The organism is Bacillus inaquosorum, from assembly GCF_023238325.1.
GTDB lineage: Bacteria > Bacillota > Bacilli > Bacillales > Bacillaceae > Bacillus > Bacillus inaquosorum.
In genome coordinates, this window is record NZ_CP096592.1 from 177501 (window position 1) to 195817 (window position 18317).

15 protein-coding genes (1 of these 15 only partly in view) are annotated in these 18317 nt (G+C 44.6%); 5 read left to right on the plus strand and 10 right to left on the minus strand.

The genetic code is table 11. The features are described from left to right. The 5 genes from M1M80_RS01015 to M1M80_RS01035 all read left to right on the plus strand — a co-directional run. Positions 1-1153, plus strand: partial view of an aspartate aminotransferase family protein gene (locus M1M80_RS01015; protein WP_003241495.1) — the 3' portion only. The gene continues 116 nt to the left of window position 1, outside the view; the window shows 1153 of its 1269 coding nt (coding positions 117-1269); the start codon falls outside the window, past its left edge; it ends in the stop codon at positions 1151-1153. Further along, positions 1150-2100: an inositol monophosphatase family protein gene (locus M1M80_RS01020; protein WP_060397800.1), complete on the plus strand. Its 951-nt coding sequence runs from the start codon at positions 1150-1152 to the stop codon at positions 2098-2100. The genes M1M80_RS01015 and M1M80_RS01020 overlap by 4 nt, the downstream gene beginning before the upstream one ends. Continuing rightward, on the plus strand, positions 2075-3121 hold the full coding sequence (locus M1M80_RS01025; RefSeq protein WP_060397801.1) for a zinc-dependent alcohol dehydrogenase: 1047 nt from the start codon (positions 2075-2077) through the stop codon (positions 3119-3121). The genes M1M80_RS01020 and M1M80_RS01025 overlap by 26 nt, the downstream gene beginning before the upstream one ends. 240 nt (positions 3122-3361) lie before the next feature. Continuing rightward, on the plus strand, positions 3362-4798 hold the full coding sequence (locus M1M80_RS01030; RefSeq protein ID WP_003241487.1) for a SulP family inorganic anion transporter: 1437 nt from the start codon (positions 3362-3364) through the stop codon (positions 4796-4798). A 145-nt stretch (positions 4799-4943) separates the two neighbouring features. Next, a complete protein-coding gene (locus M1M80_RS01035) occupies positions 4944-5864 on the plus strand; it encodes a bile acid:sodium symporter family protein (protein ID WP_080428954.1) in 921 nt (306 codons plus the stop codon). A gap of 10 nt (positions 5865-5874) precedes the next feature. On the opposite strand, the gene M1M80_RS01040 is transcribed toward M1M80_RS01035, so the two are convergent. The 10 genes from M1M80_RS01040 to M1M80_RS01085 all read right to left on the minus strand — a co-directional run bounded on the left by M1M80_RS01040 (position 5875) and on the right by M1M80_RS01085 (position 18311). Further along, positions 5875-6627, minus strand: a complete 753-nt coding sequence (locus M1M80_RS01040) for an alpha/beta hydrolase (protein ID WP_060397803.1) — start codon at positions 6625-6627, stop codon at positions 5875-5877. Then, positions 6624-7634, minus strand: coding sequence for an iron ABC transporter permease FeuC (gene feuC, locus M1M80_RS01045; RefSeq protein WP_060397804.1), 1011 nt, complete (start codon positions 7632-7634; stop codon positions 6624-6626). Before feuC ends, M1M80_RS01040 begins: the two co-directional genes overlap by 4 nt. Beyond that, a complete protein-coding gene (locus M1M80_RS01050; protein WP_060397805.1) occupies positions 7627-8631 on the minus strand; it encodes a FecCD family ABC transporter permease in 1005 nt (334 codons plus the stop codon). The genes feuC and M1M80_RS01050 overlap by 8 nt, the downstream gene beginning before the upstream one ends. An 18-nt stretch (positions 8632-8649) precedes the next feature. Beyond that, positions 8650-9603: an iron ABC transporter substrate-binding protein FeuA gene (gene feuA, locus M1M80_RS01055; protein WP_060397806.1), complete on the minus strand. Its 954-nt coding sequence runs from the start codon at positions 9601-9603 to the stop codon at positions 8650-8652. A gap of 90 nt (positions 9604-9693) precedes the next feature. Next, positions 9694-11283, minus strand: a complete 1590-nt coding sequence (btr, locus tag M1M80_RS01060; RefSeq protein ID WP_060397807.1) for a bacillibactin transport transcriptional regulator Btr — start codon at positions 11281-11283, stop codon at positions 9694-9696. A 188-nt stretch (positions 11284-11471) separates the two neighbouring features. After that, positions 11472-12716 carry an exo-beta-N-acetylmuramidase NamZ family protein gene (locus M1M80_RS01065; protein ID WP_060397808.1) on the minus strand — a complete coding sequence of 415 codons (1245 nt, stop codon included), beginning with the start codon at positions 12714-12716 and terminating at the stop codon, positions 11472-11474. Between the two features lie 13 nt (positions 12717-12729). Further along, positions 12730-14658: a glycoside hydrolase family 3 protein gene (locus M1M80_RS01070; protein WP_060397809.1), complete on the minus strand. Its 1929-nt coding sequence runs from the start codon at positions 14656-14658 to the stop codon at positions 12730-12732. 27 nt (positions 14659-14685) lie between these two features. Then, entirely contained in the window at positions 14686-16011 is a 1326-nt protein-coding gene (pbp4b, locus tag M1M80_RS01075) for a penicillin binding protein PBP4B (protein WP_060397810.1), read from the minus strand. A 55-nt stretch (positions 16012-16066) separates the two neighbouring features. Further along, positions 16067-17434, minus strand: coding sequence for a PTS transporter subunit EIIC (locus tag M1M80_RS01080; protein ID WP_060397811.1), 1368 nt, complete (start codon positions 17432-17434; stop codon positions 16067-16069). A 25-nt stretch (positions 17435-17459) separates the two neighbouring features. Continuing rightward, positions 17460-18311: a MurR/RpiR family transcriptional regulator gene (locus tag M1M80_RS01085; RefSeq protein ID WP_060397812.1), complete on the minus strand. Its 852-nt coding sequence runs from the start codon at positions 18309-18311 to the stop codon at positions 17460-17462. Positions 18312-18317: the final 6 nt, after the last annotated feature.

Below are 18317 nucleotides of genomic sequence, written 5' to 3' on the forward strand. Positions count from 1 at the left end.
TTGTGCCTCTGCTACTTTCAACTTAAATTTGGGTTATACCAATAAAGAAGTTATTGATACAGTCAAAGAACAGGCTGACCAGCTGATACACGTCACTTCTTCCTACCAAACCAACGCCGTTAATAAATTAGCTGAAAAACTTGTAGAAATCTCCCCCGACAATCTAACTAAAGTTCACCCTAAGGTTAGCAGCGGCTCTGCTGCGAATGAAGGAGCTATTAAAATGGCTCAAAACTATTCTGGAAAAACAGATGTCATTTCTTTATTCCGAAGCCACCTTGGCCAAACGTATATGATGTCTGCGTTATCCGGAAATTCATTTCGAAGAGAGCCATTCCCCCCTCAGTTTTCTTTTGGCTTACAGGTGCCTGACCCCTATTGCAACCGTTGTTTTTACAATCAGAAGCCAGATTCATGCGGAATGCTTTGTGTAGAAAGAATTAATGATTTTATTGAATATGCGAGTAACGGAAAAATTGCCGCGATGATTATTGAACCGATTTCCGGTAACGGAGGAAACATCGTTCCGCCTAAGGAGTACTTTAAGCAATTAAGAAAGCTCTGTGATGAGCATGATATTGCACTTATTTTTGATGAAATTCAAACCGGATTTGGCCGGACAGGCAAGATGTTTGCGGCTGATTACTTTGATGTGAAACCGAATATGATGACTGTTGCAAAAGGATTGGGAGGCACGGGATTCCAGGTTGCCGCCACCCTCACAGAGGAAAAATACATGGGATTAGCCGGCCACAATCACTCTTTTACTTATGGCTCGAACGTGATGGCCTCGGCAGCAGCTTGTAAGACAATCGAAATCATGCAGCGGCCGGGCTTCTTAGAAAATGTAACAACTGTCGGGAATTACATTATGGATTCCTTAGAGCACATGAAGAAAGAATTCACATTTATTGCTGACGTCAGAGGCGTAGGTTTGATGATCGGTGTTGAAATTGTAAAAGAGAATAATGAGCCTGATGTAGAGCTGACCAATTACATTGCAAAACGGGCTATGGATTATGGGTTAATTTTGCGGACTTCCCGTTACGGATTCGGAAATGTATTTAAAATCCGTCCGCCTCTCACGATTACACTTAGTGAGGCTGAGGTGCTTTGTTTCAAACTTCGTAAGCTATTGGAGGATATCAAGTGAAAGAATATATTATAGAGCTTGGAACATTTGTTTATGAAGAAGTGAAGGGACAGAAAGGAACACTGAAAAACCGGTTAGTTAATGGGTATTCCCCAGGCGGAGATGCACAGTTTAACATTGATGCCGCTGCCGAGAATGCAGTGCTGGAATATGTGAATAGCAAAGAGGAATCAGTTGCGTTTTATACGGAAGATGGCGGCCTGAAGGTATTTGGGGACAATCCTCAATATATTTTGATCGTTGATCCGATTGACGGCACCCGCCCGGCAGCTGCAGGACTTGAAATGTCTTGTATCTCTATCGCATTAGCTGCATACAAGCCTGATGCAAAGATTAAGGATATTGAATTTGCTTTTCTGCTTGAGCTGAAAACAGGTGCCTATATGTACGCGGATGTTTATTCTGAAGGGATTTATTATGAAGGCTATCGTGGCACCCTGCCAAATCTGAGCAAAGTGACAGACATTAAACATATGTTCTGGAGCCTTGAGTTTAATGGGCATCCCGCGCACCTGATGATTGATGCGTACGGTCATTTGATTGATCAGTCAGCGAATAATGGCGGCGTATTTGTTTTCAATAGCGCTTCTTATTCAATCTCCAGGATTATTACAGGGCAGATGGATGCCTATGTGGATATCGGCAATCGTCTATTAAAAGATGATCCTGCGCTGCTGAAAGATTTTCAGGATGTGGGGAATGGGCAGGTCCTGCATCTGTTTCCATATGATATTGCCGCAAGTGTGTTTTTGGCGAAAAAAGCAGGTGTTGTGATTACTGATGCGTATGGAAAGTCCTTGGATGATACACTTCTGACGGATCTTAGCTACAATAACCAGCAGTCATGCATCGCTGCATCAACGAAGGAGCTGCATCAGAAGCTGCTGGATCAAATTCGCTGGGACAGAAAGGAAGAGACATATGAAAGCGTTGGTCTGGACTCCTAATGATCGGCTTGAAATGCAAGAAGTAGAAGAACCTCAAATCAAAAAAATGAACGATGTGAAAGTTAAAATATACGGGACAGGCATCTGCGGAACGGATTTAAATGTTCTAAAAGGAAAGATGCATGCGACTCACAATATGATCCTAGGCCACGAATCTGTGGGAGTGGTGACAGAAACAGGGCCTGATGTTAAAAACGTCAAGCCTGGTGATCGCGTGGTAATTGATCCGACTCAGTTTTGCGGGAAGTGTTATTATTGCCGGAAAGGTTTAACTTGTTATTGTGAAACGTTTGAAGACTGGCAGCTGGGATTAGGGGCGCATGGCACTTTTGCCGATTATTACGTAGGCGAGGACCGTTTTATGTATAAAATCCCGGACAATATGGATTGGGAACGAGCCACTTTGATTGAGCCGCTTTCCTGTGTATTAAATGTGATAGAGCGGGCTGCAATAAAACCTGACGATTCTGTACTTGTATTAGGGTCAGGGCCGATTGGGCTGCTTGTTCAAATGATGGTGAAAAAACTATCAAGGCTGACCGTTGCGACCGAGATCGGAGAGTATCGGTCAGAAGCGGCACGCCGGATATCTGACTATGTTTACCACCCGCAGGATTTAACGGCAGATGAGGTCAGGCGGATAAACCAAGGAAGAACATTTGATGTGATCTTTGACGCGATCGGCAATCAGCTTGATTGGGCATATCCGTTAATTGACAAGGGCGGAAGGCTTGTGCCGATGGGGTTTGATGATACGTATGAAATGAAAATCAGGCCTTTTCAGCTGCTTTCTAACGGGGTGACGATTGTTGGAACCGGAGAGGCTCGACAAATCATGGAGGATGCGGTATCATGTGCCGCGGACATGCCTCAGCTTTCTGAACTGATTACGGAGAAAACCCCGCTTGAGAACTATGAGGCTGCCATCCAGGAATTGATGGGCATAGATCCGTTGTCAAATGAGAGAAAAGATATTGCCGCAGTTAAAACGATTCTTGTTTCCCATCCGGATATGATATAATGCAGCGATATGGCTCAAACTTAGTTTGAGCCATATTTTTCTTCAGCATTCACCTTGCGTATTTGAATAAAATTTAATATGATACTCTTTGTATAATAACTCCTTGCCTCAATACAATATACTCAACGTTTCCCCTTTTTCTCCGATCGTTTTCCTTTTCATTTTCTCCCGTAAAATAAAGAAAGCTCCCATTACAACAGATACGGTGCGGATTTATTTTTTAAAAAGGAGTCGTTATATTTGAATAATAGTTTTACATTAAAACAGCAATGGTTCGGAAATATCCGAAAAGACATTCTTGCTGGCATTTTAGTTGCATTAGCGTTAATACCTGAAGCGATTGGCTTTTCTATTATAGCCGGTGTTGATCCGATGGTCGGTCTTTACGCTTCATTTTGTATAGCCATTATTATTTCTATTTTTGGCGGCAGACCAGGCATGATTTCAGCTGCGACTGGCTCAATGGCGGTCGTTATGGTGTCGCTGGTTGCTGATCATGGGCTTCAGTATTTATTTGCGGCTACGATTTTGACAGGAATCATTCAGGTGATTTTAGGCATCAGTAAAATAGCTAGATTAATGAAATTCATCCCGCGTTCTGTGATGATCGGGTTTGTGAATGCGCTGGCGATCCTTATCTTCTCTGCGCAGCTCCCTCAGTTTGAAGGTGCTTCTTGGAGCATGTATGCGATGCTTGCCGGGTCGTTGGTTATTATTTATGTGCTGCCGAGGTTTACGACTGCGGTTCCGTCTCCGCTTGTCGCGATTATTGTGATGACGATTATTGCTGTCACTTTCCATGTGGATGTGCGGACGGTCGGGGATATGGGGAATATTTCTAGTTCATTGCCTCATTTCTTAATCCCGGATGTTCCGTTTACCTTTGAAACACTGCAAATCATTTTTCCTTATTCCATCGCTTTAGCGTTTGTCGGGTTGCTAGAATCTTTACTGACAGCACAGATTATTGATGAGATGACGGATACGGATAGTGACAAAAATAAAGAGAGCCGCGGACAGGGAATTGCGAATATCGTGACCGGGTTCTTTGGCGGTATGGCTGGCTGCGCTATGATCGGACAATCTGTCATTAATACGAAAGCGGGCGGACGAGGACGCTTGTCAGCATTTGTTGCCGGTGCATTTCTGATGTTTTTAATTGCGGTGTTAAGTCAGGTTGTAGTGAAAATTCCGATGGCTGCGTTAGTGGCTGTTATGGTGATGGTTTCTGTCGGCACATTTGATTGGTCTTCTATAAAAGGCCTTAAAAAAGCGCCGCTCACCGACTCGATTGTCATGGTTGTGACTGTGATGACGGTTGTTGTGACGGATGACTTATCTAAAGGCGTATTCGTCGGCGTTCTCTTAAGTGCCGTATTCTTTGTGGCAAAAATCTCGAAGCTGAAAATTGTTTCACATGCAGAGGATCAAAAGCTGAGAACGTATCAAGTGAAGGGGCAAATCTTTTTTGCGTCAGTGACTGATCTTACGAATGCGTTTATTTATCAAGAGGATATTGAACGGGTCGTGATTGACTTAACTGAATCTCACGTTTGGGATGATTCAGGAGCGGCAGCGCTTGATAAGATTGTTGCGAAATTTAAAGAACAAGGCATTGAAGCTGAGTTAAAAGGTTTGAACAATGCGAGTAAAGCCCTTATGAAACAGATGACATAAAATAGGGAAGTCCAGATGAACGAGATCTGGGCTTTTTTATATAACATACGGTTGAACAGCATTGATATAATAGAGAGAAGAGAAATTTTAAATAGGGGACTTGCATATGATGCTTCAGAAGCTGAACCGTGTATTGGGGAGAGTGATGCCGCTTTTAACGCCGACTAGTGTGGTGCTGGGCGTGCTGCTGTCTCAGTTTTTAAATGGGTATGAATGGGCTGTGCCTTGGATCTTTGCTTTTATTACGTTTGCAGGCAGTTTGAGCGCTAACTTTCAATCTTTGAGACACGCGTTGTCTCATCCTCTACCTATGATTCTTGCACTATTTGTTCTTCATATTTTTATGCCGCTTTTTGCTTGGGGCAGCGGCCATCTTATTTTTAAAGGCGATCCTTTGACGATCACCGGTTTAACATTGGCTGTTGTGATTCCTACGGGGATTACAAGCTTGATTTGGGCAGCGATGTACAAAGGGAACGTCGGTTTGACGCTTTCAATTATCTTAGTTGATACTGTGCTGTCACCGCTAATCGTACCGCTGAGCCTTTCATTGCTTGCCGGCGCTCAGGTTCATATGGATGTGTGGGGAATGATGAAAGGGCTGATTGTGATGGTCGTGATTCCTTCTTTTCTGGGCATGCTGTTTAATCAGATATCATCTCCCGAAAGAACTGCATCTGTGAGCAGTGCGCTGTCACCTTTTTCAAAGCTTTGCCTGATGGCTGTGATTGCGATTAACAGTTCAGCGATTGCTCCTTATTTCAAAGCGGTTGATTTGAGATTCATAGGAATAGCTTTGACGGTTTTCTTTATCGCGTTAACAGGCTATGCCGCTGCATGGCTGATCGGGAAAATGATGAAAAGGCGCCAGGAGGAAATTGTCTCTCTTATTTTTACGGGAGGCATGAGAAATATCAGTGCCGGCGCAGTTCTTGCCGTTACGTTCTTCCCGTCTCAGGTTGCCGTTCCCGTTGTCATCGGCATGCTGTTTCAGCAGATACTGGCTGCTTTGTTTGGCTATATGCTGAATCGTTTTGAATTAAAACCTGTATTGCAGAAAGCATGAAAAAAACCGCTCATAGGGTTGAGCGGTTTTTTCCGTATAGCCATTTGAGCGCGATGATGAACTGTTTGCAGAAGTACTTGCGGTGGTGCACCGCCCCTTTTTCAATTGAAAGACACAGTTGCTCTTCAGTGAAGCCTTTTTCTTTTAAACTTTGGTGCACTTGCTTTGTATTCTGCAGCATATTCCGCTGAATGGATTGTTTCTCGCGGCCTTCGTTACTGCCGACAGACATAAAAACACTTGAAGTGCCGGGCTTTAAAGAAGATAAATGAACGGTTTCCGGTGCGTTCTCGTACCAGTATGAACCTGAGATAGAACCTATTTTTCCAAACACCGACGGGTACTTTAATAAGGCGAACATTGAGATGAGGCCGCCTAATGAGGCACCGATCATTCCTCTTGATTGCGGTTCCCTGGTGACGTTCCAGTTTTCTTCGATAAACGGAATGAACTGTTTCGTTATATTAGACAGATAGTGGTATCCCATCCCGCCGAAGTCCGGGAACCGATCACTAAGTGATGCAGCCGGCCAAGGCGTGTATTCATTTAGCCGGTTTTCGGGTTTGATACCGATCAGCACGAGTTCAGGCAGCCTTCGCTGTAGAAATGCGCTTTCTAATAATTCGATTTGGTCTTGAAACAAAGAACTGCCATCCTGCACGTAAACAGCAGGAAATGCCCTGCTGCCTGGACTGTAGGAAGGAGGGAGGTACAGCGTGAACCTCCTTTTCCCGGCTTTATGCTCTGAAAGGGATCCGTTCAAGCATTCTCCCCCTTTTTTTGCTTAAAAAGCAGATATAAGAAATAAGGAACACCGAGGATCGCCAAAATGATGCCTGCGGGCACTTCCGCGGGCTGGAAAAACAGTTTTCCGGCAAAGTCTGCGCTTATTACAAGCAGCATGCCGATTAAACCGCTCAGTGGCAGGATGTAGCGGTGTTCGACACCAGCCAGCCTCCGTGAAATATGGGGAGCAATTAAGCCGACAAACGCCATGCTTCCCGCTACGGAGACACAGGCGCTGATGATGGCTACACAGGCGACGAGCAGGATGGTTTTTTCTTTATTTGATGAAATACCGAGGCTTCGGACTGTATCTTCATCAAAACGAATGGTGTCGAGCAAGCGGGACTTGGCGATAAGAATCGGTATAAACAGCAGCATCCATGGGAGAACGGCTGTGATATACGTCCAGTTGGCAGACCAGATGCTTCCGTTTTTCCACACCATGGCCATTTGATAGTCTTGCGGGTCCATTTTTAATGATAAAAACAAAGACAGTGCGCTGAATCCTGAATTGATCGCGATTCCTACCAAAATAATTCTTCCTGAATCTAAATTGCCTCTGTGCCATGCAAATATGTAAATCAGGATCGCCGCAATCAGTCCGCCTATCAATCCGAAAAAAGGCATTCCCATCGCTGCAGCAATGGATGTCACTTCTTTCTGACCCTGGAACAAGAGCATGAACGCGACAATCCCAGCTCCCGCCCCTGCGTTGATTCCGAGAATTCCCGGGTCTGCAAGTCCGTTTCGTGTGATGGCCTGGATGACCGCGCCTGCAATGCCAAGACCGAGTCCGATAATGGCTGCCATGACGACCCGCGGCAGTCTTAAATCGAACAGCAAAACTTCATACTGCGGATTCGGATCGATCTGAAAAAGAGTGGAGAGCAGCTCAGCCGGACGAACAGAAAATGATCCGCTCGTTAAGCTGAAATAGCTGACAACGAGAATCAAAGCGATGAACACGGCATATTTTTTAGCCATTTTGCTCCCCTCCTTTTCGTTTAATCAAATAAAGGAAGAAAGGCACGCCGATAATGGATGTCACGACTTCAATCGGTGTTTCAAACGGATAATTGATAAATCTGCTTGCGAGATCACACAGGGTTAAAAAGATTCCGCCCAAAATGCAGGAACACGGAATCAGCCTGCTGTAATCGGAGCCAACGAGAAATCTCGTGATATGCGGAACAACCAATCCGACAAACGCTATTTTTCCGGCCAGCGCTACAGCACTGCCGGTTAAAATGATGACTGAAAGCATCGCCATGATTTTAATGGTTTTTTTCTTTTGCCCCAAACTTTTAGAAATGTCGTCACCTAATGATACAGCGGTCACCTTTTTGCTGAGAGAAATAGCCATTACGATGCCAATCAGGAAAAACGGAGCGGCTAGCTTCAGGAAATCAGGACTCATTTGATGAAGTCTGGCGCTGTACCAGAAACTGAGATCTTGTGAGATTTGAAAATAAATCGACATGGCCGCTGATAAACTGCTGAGCAGCATGCTTGTGACTGTGCCGATGATGGCAAGCTGCACGGGGGTAAACCCGTTAGGCATCATGGCGGCAAGGCTGAATACTAACACAGCTCCTAACGCTGAGCCGATAAAAGAGTAAATGATCATTTCAAACGAAGACGATTGCGGGAGCAAAACCATACAAAGCGTGATGATAAACGCGGAACCATCTGAAACGCCCATAATGGAGGGCGAAGCTAAATAATTGCGCGTAATGCCTTGCATAAGCGCTCCAGAAACAGCAAGGGCTGCCCCTATGAGCAGAGCGCCGGCAGCCCTTGGAATCCGGGAGTGCCATATAATTTGATGGTCTGTGTTTCCCGGATCGAAATGAATGAGAGATGTAAAAACAATATCTGTGCTTAGATGCTTTGCGCCATATAGGATTGAAAGCATCAGCGACAGTGCAATAGCAAATGGAGAAGTAATCAATATGATACGTGTCCACTGTTTTGAATACATAAAAAAACCTACTCTGAATTAGTTTTGTGTCAATTTTTCAGAAGCCGCTTTCAGGAAGCGGACTTTGCTCCAAGCTGTGCCGCCTTGTGCGAGAGGATCTACTGAGTTGACGTACACATGATCTTCTTTGACTGCTTTAAGGCTTTTCCAGATCGGATTTTTCTCTAAATCTTTTAATGCTTCAGGTTTGTCTGCATTTTCATCATCAGAAAATTGGACGAAGATATGGTCAGGATTCATTTCACTTAATTTTTCTAATGAAATCAGCTCTTGCGCTTTTGCAGCTTTTACTTCATTCGGCGCTTTAAGGCCTAAATCACCATAAAGTGTGGAGTTGAAGTACACCTGTTCAGGGTAAATGTAAATGTTGCCTTGTCTGATTCTGATGACAAGCGCTTTTGAATCTTTTGCTTTTTCATTGATTTTTGTTTTTGTTTCTTTTAGATCTTGTTCATAGTCTGCGATGATTTTTTTCGCCTTTTTCTCTTTTCCAGTCAGCTGGGCAAGCAGCATCATGTTTTCTTTCCAGTTTGAAGAGATGTGAGAAACTGGGATCGTCGTACCGGCTGTGCTTATTTTTTGCAGTGTTTTTTCCGGGAATTTTGTTGAAGCAAGGATGACGTCTGGCTTCATTTCAAGAATCTTTTCAATGTTTGGCTCCATTTTTTCTCCGGTTGCTTCGGCTTTATCAGTGATGTCTTTGAACATTTCAGGGAATTTGCCGGAGAATGAAATCGCGCCTTGCGGATGAACGTCAAGCAGTTTCGCGTCTTCCATCGATTCAACGCTTCCCGTAATGGCAATTTTGTCTGTCGGTACAGTTACTTCATATGTTTTATCAAGGTATTCAATTTTTTTCTTCTCAGATGCTGTGCCGCTTGCCTTGCTGGCAGTCGATTCGTTTTTGCTGCCGCAAGCTGCCGCCGTAAGCGCGAGAAGCAAGATTAATAAGGTAAGAGATATCTTTTTCATCTATAGAGCCTCCTGTTCAATTGATAACTATTATCAATTGGAATTATAGAGAATGAACAGATATAACACCATGGACAAATTCCATATTTATCATGGACTATCACCGGATAGTAAAGAAATGGTTTGCTGAACGATCCGTTCGTGCCCGCAAGCTGAGTATTCATTCCACGGGTCAAAGGATAGAAGATAAACACGGTTATTCCGCACCGCGCTTAGGTTTTGCCACGCTTCTGTCTGCTGCAATTGCTGATAATAAGCAATGGTTTCAGGCTCTTTAAATAGAAAAAGCATCATGCAGTCAGCTTGGCAATTTGCGATATTTTCTAACGAAATCGCTTGCTCTGAAGGCGTGTCTGCCGTTTTTGCCGAGCGAAATCCTAAATCTCCAAAGAAGACTTCGCGGACGCTTCGATTATGTGCCAGGTAAAAGTCTTGCTTATGCAGCCTTAAAAAGAGAAAACGCAGCCCTTCGGCGTGCTGAAGTGTTCTTTTGGCGGCCGCCGTCTGCTGGTCATAAGCCGCGAGCCACTTTTCTGCTTCGGTCTCTTCCTTTAAGAATGAAGCTGTTTGCAGAAAGTGAGTTCTCCAGCTTTCTTCTGAAGGAAGATAAATCACTTTTGCAATGCGATTCAGGCGATTTTGTTCTTCAGAAGTAATAGAATCCATGCTCAAAATCACATCTGGTTCAGCCTGAGATAACGTGTGCAGGTTTTCTTTCCACTTTTCATTAAACCGGTATGCGCTGAGCTGGACGGGGATATCTGTCGAATAATGCTGATAATAGTAAGACGTCCATTTTGGATGCAGCGCGGCCGCAAACGGTATGTGATGAAGAGGGATGAGATGTCCCATTGTGCCCCTTCCATATGCGGCAATTTTTTTTTGGCGTTTTTTCATATAGCTTGTAGGTGAACAGCCTGTATGTTTTTTAAAGATTCTGCTGAAATAAAATTCATCCTGATAGCCGGTTTGATGAGCGATTTCTTTCAATTTGCAGTTTGATCTTGCCATGAGCCGTTTTGCCCTGGTGATTCGCGTTTTTGTGATAAATTCTGTTACGCTTTGACCTGTCCATTTTTTAAAGGTTTCGCTGTAGTGTTTGGCGCTGATTCCTGCCATTTGCGACAGCTGGGCAAGTGTAATTTTTGTATCGGCATGGGTTTCGATGTATTGTTTTGTTTTTTCGATTGCTGAATGTGTATCCGTCTGGTCAGCTGAACTGGCAGTGAAGAGGTCATAAATCAGGCTTTGTACTTCAATCACACATTTTAGCTGTGAAAGCTGAGACGATTCATTCCATAGCGCTGCAAGCTCTTGAAGCCGAGCTGTAAGGTTTTCGATATGTGAAACATTCACAAGCTTCAGTTTGGCTAATTCCGTTTCTGTACATGGTATTAAGATATCTTGCCCGGTTTCCTTTATGTAGCTTTGAAGCCTGATCAGACAGGCATCTATATGTCCTTCGGCTGCGGGCGTAAAGCCGAAGGTCTCGTGAGGCGGACAAACATAAAGTGTCCTTTTTTGCAGAGGACTGATGTTTGTTCCGATCGAAATATGGCCGTTTCCTTTTAAATGAAAGATCAGCACGTATGAATCGGTTAATTGCTGTTCTGAGAAGAGATCACTTGTTTTTTTCAGATATTCAATTTGTATGGGATGATAAATCACTGTATTTTGCAAGAGTAGACCACCTTTTCAGAAACATTCAATTGATAATCATTTTCAATAAGATTGTACCAAATAAATGAAAGTTTTCCTATATAAAGCGGGTGGGTTTTTGTCATGAAAAAACCCTTACTCAGATGTGAAAGTAAGGGTCTTTTGTTCGGTAAGAATATGTTACACGTGTAACATACGATGCTTACGTCTTAATAGATCAGATATTTTTTTCTTGTTTTGCTGAATTGTTGGAGTGGTTTTTCATAGCTGTCAATGATGTCTTCAATAGAAGCGCCGTTTTTAATTTTTGTCCTGATCCAGCCGTTGCCTACCAGTTTATCAAATGAACCTGTTGATAGGAACTCAAAATCCTCAGGATAGAGGTCGTGTATTGTTTTAATGAGTGACAGACCTGTTTTTACTGCTTCAAACTTTTCTCTGTCTGTCACATAGAGCTGCACACCGTGGCAAAGCGTTCCTTGATGTTTAGAAAACGTCGGCGTAAAGGAAGCCGCCCTGAATGTCACGCCCGGCAGATTAAGGCTGTTTAATGCTTCTTCAAGTTCTGTGCTTTTGATAAAGGGAGCCCCAATCAATTCGAATGGCTTTGTCGTTCCCCGCCCTTCGGATATATTCGTTCCTTCAATCAGCCCGGTTGCGGGATAAACAAATGTGCTCTCCACCGTCGGCATGTTAGGTGAAGGGAGGACGAAAGGCAGTCTGGTGTCGTCAAAATCCATTTTTCGTTTCCAGTGTTTCATTTTCACCACTGTCAGATCTGCATCAATGTCAAATTCCTTGTTGAATAGTAAAGCCAATTCGCCTATGGTCATTCCGTGCTTTAACGGAATGGGATACAGTCCGACAAATGAGGCGTACTCAGGCTCTAAGATCGGTCCTTCAATATGTTTCCCGCCTTGAGGATTCGGGCGATCCAGCACCATAAAAGGAATGCCATTTTCTTTAGCGGCCTCCATTGCGTATGCCATTGTATAAATGTACGTGTAGTAACGGGTCCCGACATCCTGAATGTCAAACATAAGAACATCGACATTTTTCAGCATCTCTGGAGTCGGTTTCTTCGTTTTTCCGTAGAGGCTGTATACAGGAATCCCGGTTTTTTCGTCAATGTAAGAGCCTACTTCGTCTCCCGCCTGAGCGTCGCCGCGGACGCCGTGCTCAGGGCCGAATAGAGCTGTTAGCTTGATATCAGGGTTCTCGTAAAGAATATCGACACTGCTTTTCAGAGATGCGTTTACGCCGGTTGGGTTGGTGATCAATCCAATTCGTTTTCCTTTGAGCTGCTTTTTATAATTCGGGAAAAGCGTGTCTATGCCGGTCTGGACTTTAGGTTTTTTAGCCGTTTGATTCCTGGAATCGGGTGATGCTGAGGCAGCTGTTATCGTTCCGAACATCATGAGTCCTGTAAGAAAAGCGAATATTGTTTTTCGCATGTGCCCCTCCTTGTTAAAGCCGTTTTCCCGTTTTGATATTTAATCCATAGCCATATGGATAAAGGATGTCTTCCGGTTTCGTAACTGATGGAATGTCAACTGGAAGTGTGCCTTTAGGTTTTGCCTGGCCGAATATCGCCATAACTCCGGCCGGAATATTAGGTTGAAGATAACGCCCATTTGCGTATCCTTTAAAGCCATAGACAGCAATGAGTGCCTTAGCTTCTTCAAAATTGGCGGCATCATATGGGTTGCGCAGGCTCATTAAGACAAATTGTTTGTTGTGCTGCAGTGCGGCTTTCATCATAGCTCTCGGAAAGACGGTGGCCCATTTGCTTGAATCTGATATGGTGTCGTCGATGACACCGTCGTTGACGACAGGATCATTTTTCACGACGTAGGAGCCAGTAATGATATAATCAGCCTCTTTTACTTGTTTTTCATGCTCGGCATTAAATACTTGGTTGGCAAAATTGACTTTGCTGAGGGACACGGATTTGATTTTCTTTCGCTTGATGAGATCGCGAATGGTTTGTTCAATCGAAGCAGTTTGTTCTTCGTAAGGCGCGACAATTAAGATTCGGCTGTCTTTTTTAGGCTTGAACGGCAAGGTGTGTTGTTCATTTTTTAATACGGTCACTGCTTTTTCAGCTATTTTTTTCTCGGCTTTCAGGTGACGCTTGCTTCCTACGATTTTCTGGGCTTTCGCTATTTTTTCTTTTAGGCTGTCGTCATTTCGAGCTGGATACATACCGCGTTTTATTTTCAGGGAAATGATTCGTTCTACCGATTTGTTGATTTGATGTACAGGAATGTCTCCGTTTTTCACGGCTTCTTTTAAGGCTTGAATAACACGTGCGAATTTCTGTTCTTCTTTCAGTGAAGTAACTGAGGCAGGCATTAATGCAATATCGACGCCGGCTTTTATAGCCATGACTACCGCATCTTCCTGGCCAAAGTGATCTGCAATTGCTTTCATATTGAGAGCATCGGTAACGATGATGCCATCAAAGCCCATTTCCTGACGAAGAAGACCTGTCATCACTTTTTTCGAGAGTGTAGCCGGAACCAAAACGTCCGATCCATCGAGTTTGCTTTTGTATGTGGTGTCGTCAAAGGCAGGAAATTGAACGTGAGCTGTCATCACCATATCAGCACCGGCATCAATTGCTCTTTGGAAAGGATAGAGTTCGACCTCACGAAGCCTTTCTTGATTATGGGAAACGAGCGGCAGTCCGTAATGGCTGTCAACGTCCGTGTCTCCATGTCCCGGGAAATGTTTGAGGGCAGAGGCGATATCTTGCCGCTGCAAACCCTTCATCGTATATAAACCGAGTCGTGCTGTCAGTTCTCGATTGGAGCTGAATGACCGTACGCCGATTACTGGATTATCAGGATTATTATTAATGTCCATAACAGGGCTGAAATCTGTATTAATGCCTAAGGCAGAAAGCTCCTTCCCAATAATGGTGCCGGTCTGATAGGCATTGATTCTGCTTCTGGCTGCGCCCAGCGCCATATTCCCTGGGAAATTAGTGCCCTCCCCTAATCTCGTTACGATGCCGCCTTCCTGGTCAATACTCAGGATCAGCGGGATTTTAGGGCTCGCCTTTTGGTAAGCGTCTGTCAGCTGTACAGTTTGCTTTGTTGTTTTTACATTTTCTGCAAAAAGAATGACGCCGCCGAATTGATATTTTTTGATGAGGCCGGCGACTTCCTCATTCATTTCTGTAAAGGCTTGCGGAGAGGACTCGCCCTCCTTTTGCCAATTTCTGAAATCGGGCATCAGCATCTGGCCGAGTTTTTCATCTAATGTCATGCGATTGACAATCTGCTTGGCGTCGGCTGAGCCACTGGATGAAGTGGCTTTTGTCTGACTGGCGCCGAGAAAACATGAAAGAAAGAGAACAGCTGAAAGGATAAGCGGAAAGACAGGTTTCATAGAAACTTCCTCCTATCGTTGAATCATTCATTCCATCGTTTCATAAATCGCGGTAATGACGCTCCCATAACTGCCTGTTGGAAATTGGTCACCCTCAAACACGTTTGGATTTTCCTCTGGATCAGCTACTGGTGAATGCTTTTTATTTGTTAACAATGCGATGCCTAAATTGTAGGTTGGATCAATGACGGTAACTGTCCCTGTCCAGCCGGTATGCCCGTAAGCTTTTTCGCTGGCATAAGGGCCAAACATCCATTCCATGCTTTTACTTCCGTTTCGCCGCCAGCCAAGTGCGAATGTCGGATCTATTGCTGAAGGTGCTGTAAATAGGTCGGCTGTTTTTTGATCAAATAAAGAAACGCTGCGATATGATCCTTTGTTTAACATGACTTGCAGCAGAATGGCCATATCATCAGCATTTGAGAACAATCCGGCATGGCCGGACACGCCGTCCATTGAGTAAAATGCTTTTTCGTCATGAACTTCTCCTTGCAGCGTGTTTGTGCGGATGTTAGGGAAATGAATAACGCCGTCGCGCGTATTGCCCATACGTTCAGTAGCTGCGATCTGCTTTGGTTTAAAGCCTTTTTGGAGCGGATTGTACAAGGTATGTCTCAGTCCCAGCGGCTTGTAAAGTTCTTGCTCCGTGTAGATATCAAGCGGTTTACCGGTGAGTTTTTCGACAATACAGCCGAGGAGCATATATCCGATGTCACTGTATACGTGTTTTGTCCCTGTTTCATAATCGAGCGGGATTTTTGTCAAATATTCAATCGTTTTGTCCCGATCCTGAGAATAGTACATGCCGGCTTTTTCCGGCGTGTAAAAGTAAAAGCTTGAGGGGAGCCCGGACTGGTGCTGGAGAACATCGATGACACGAATCTTGTTTTTTCCTTTAATAAGGTCTCCCGGCTGATCTTTGAAATCAGGCAAATATGCAGAAACCTTTTCATAGACGTCGAGTTTTCCTTGGCTGACTAAGCGCTGCAATGCAAAATTAGTTGCGTACATTTTCGTATTAGAGGCTAAGTCAAACATCGTGCGGGTTTTCATTTTTACCGGACGGCGCAGCAGTTCTGATCCTTCGTACTTTTTACTGTAGCCGTATGCTTCTTTTTTTATGATGCGGCCATCCTTCACGACGACAAGAACGGCGCCTGGAAATCCTGCTGCAATATCCCGTTCAATCATCTGATCAACCTTCCTTAGTTTCTTCGACGAGAATTGTGCAGTTTCTGCATTTATGGTTTTCGGCTCAACTTGGTAATCTGCTGTTTGCGCGAAGGTTTCATTTGGCGTCAATATAGATAGGATTAAAATGGCACTGAGTAAGGACAATGTTTTAGTTTTCACAGGCTTGCTCCTTTCCGTGCTTCTATCCCGTTACTATCCCAAAAACAGAAACAATTTAATCGAACTGAGAAGCCATTTCATCTTTATACCCGAATGCGTAGGTCAATAAAAAACCGGCCGCGTATGAAATAAAGAGCCCGACGATATATAGGATGATTTGTGATGGCAGGACGAGAAAGGAAAGCGGCAGCCCGGAGACACCGATCGCAAAGGTGGCTACCTGAAAATAAGCTTGAAAAGCGCCGCCGATTCCGGCACCTAGGCATGCTGTTAAAAACGGACGGCCGAGCGGCAGCGTGACTCCGAAAATAAGCGGTTCACCAATGCCGAGCAGCCCCGAAGGAAGCCCTCCGGCGATCGCTTTTCTCAATGTTGTTTTTTTCGTTTTCACAAAGATGGCAAAGGCCGCGCCTACCTGTCCTGCACCTCCCATAGCCAGAATAGGGAGCAAAGGATCATTGCCGATTGAATTGATCAGTTCCATGTGCACAGGCGTCAAGCCTTGATGCAGTCCGGTCACGACGAGAGGAAGGAAGGTTGCGCCCAGAATAAAGCCTGCAGCGATGCCGCCGATGTCCAGGATGGACAGAAGGCCAGATGTAATGGCATCAGAAATGAAGCCGCCTAAAGGCATAAATACGACATATGTGACGATTCCGGTGATTAATAGTGAAACGGTTGGGGTGACAATGATATCGAGAGATTGAGGAATAAAACGGCGGATAAATTGTTCGGTGTAAGCAATGAATATGGCTGCGAAAAGAACTCCGATCAGACCTCCCCTGCCCGGAAGAAGCTGTTCTCCGAATAAACTGATCTTTGCGATCTCCGGATTAATAATCAAGATCCCTGCCAAAGCCCCAAGAGCGGGTGTACCGCCAAATTCTTTCGATGCGTTAATGCCGACGAGGATGCCGAGATATGTGAACAGTCCTGATCCGATGACTGTCAGGATAACAGCGATTTGTGATTCTGCAGAGAGCCATCCGGCTTGTATAATTGCTTTGGTAATCCCAGTGATTAAACCGGAAGCGACGAGTGCGGGAATAAGAGGGATAAAGATGCTGGCAATTTTACGTAAGAATAGTTTAAAAGGAGTGGCGTTTTTCCGATTTATATCTGCTTTCTTTTTGGCAGCTGCTTCTTTGACATCGACACCTTCTTCTTCTGACACGAGCTTTGAGAAAGCGGCTGTGACATGATTGACGACTCCGGTGCCGAGGATGATTTGTAAGGTTTCAGCTTCAACGACTCCTAATACGCCGTCCAGGTCTCTTAAGGCCTGAATATCTGTTTTGTTTTCATCGTAAGGCGTAATACGCAGGCGTGTCATGCAATGAGTATATGAGGAAATATTGGATTTTCCTCCGCATAGCTCAAGGATTTTCTTTGCGAGATGATTGTAGTTATTTTCTTTGCTCATCAAAACCCCTCCTCTTCAAGATGTCTTATTTTTTTCTCATAGATTGTATGGCTGCTCTCGTTTTATCGATATAGCCGGTTGTTTCTTCATACTGCTCAGCGGCCATGCCTAAAAACAAAACATCAATCATAAAAAGCTGAGCGAGGCGGGAGGAAGTGGCTGCACTTCGAATCAGGGCTTCGTTGGAATGTGCTGTGTACAACGGGACATCAGCCAGCGCAGAGACGGATGTCTGACTGAATTGTGTGAGGCTGATCGTTGTGATGCCTTTTTCCTTAGCCATGGTGAGCAGTTCAATGATTTCCTGCGTCTCTCCCGAAAACGAAATGGCGAATACGATGTCATCCTTATCTGCATTTGCAATTAAAGATGCCACAAGGTGAGTGTCTGAGAACGCGGTAGCTTGTTTATGAATGCGAAGCCATTTTTGCTGGGCGTCCTTGGCGACAATGCCGGAAGCCCCGACGCCGATAAAATGCACAGTGTGAGCTTTGAGAAGCAGAGAAACCGCTCGTTCCAGCTCTTTGTAGTCCATCAGGTCTGAAGTATCCTGAATGGCCTGAATGGCATTGCCGGCTGTCTTTTCAGAAATGGAGTGCAGCGGTTCGTGGGGAGCAATGTCCCGGTAGCCCTGTAAAGTAGGCTTTGCCAGATCCCCTGCTACTCTCATTTTTAAATCTTGAAATCCCTTTAATCCGAGTGATTTGCAGAGCCTGATGACGGCAGCGTCACTTGAATTGGCTAAGGCACTGATTTCACTAACAGTGCTTTCGATTGCTTTGTGGGGATGAGTTAGGATGTAATCTGCAAGTTTACGCTCGGATGGAGGGAGCTTGTGCTTCATTGATTGGATGATGGCTAAACCGCCTGCTGCCATTCTTGG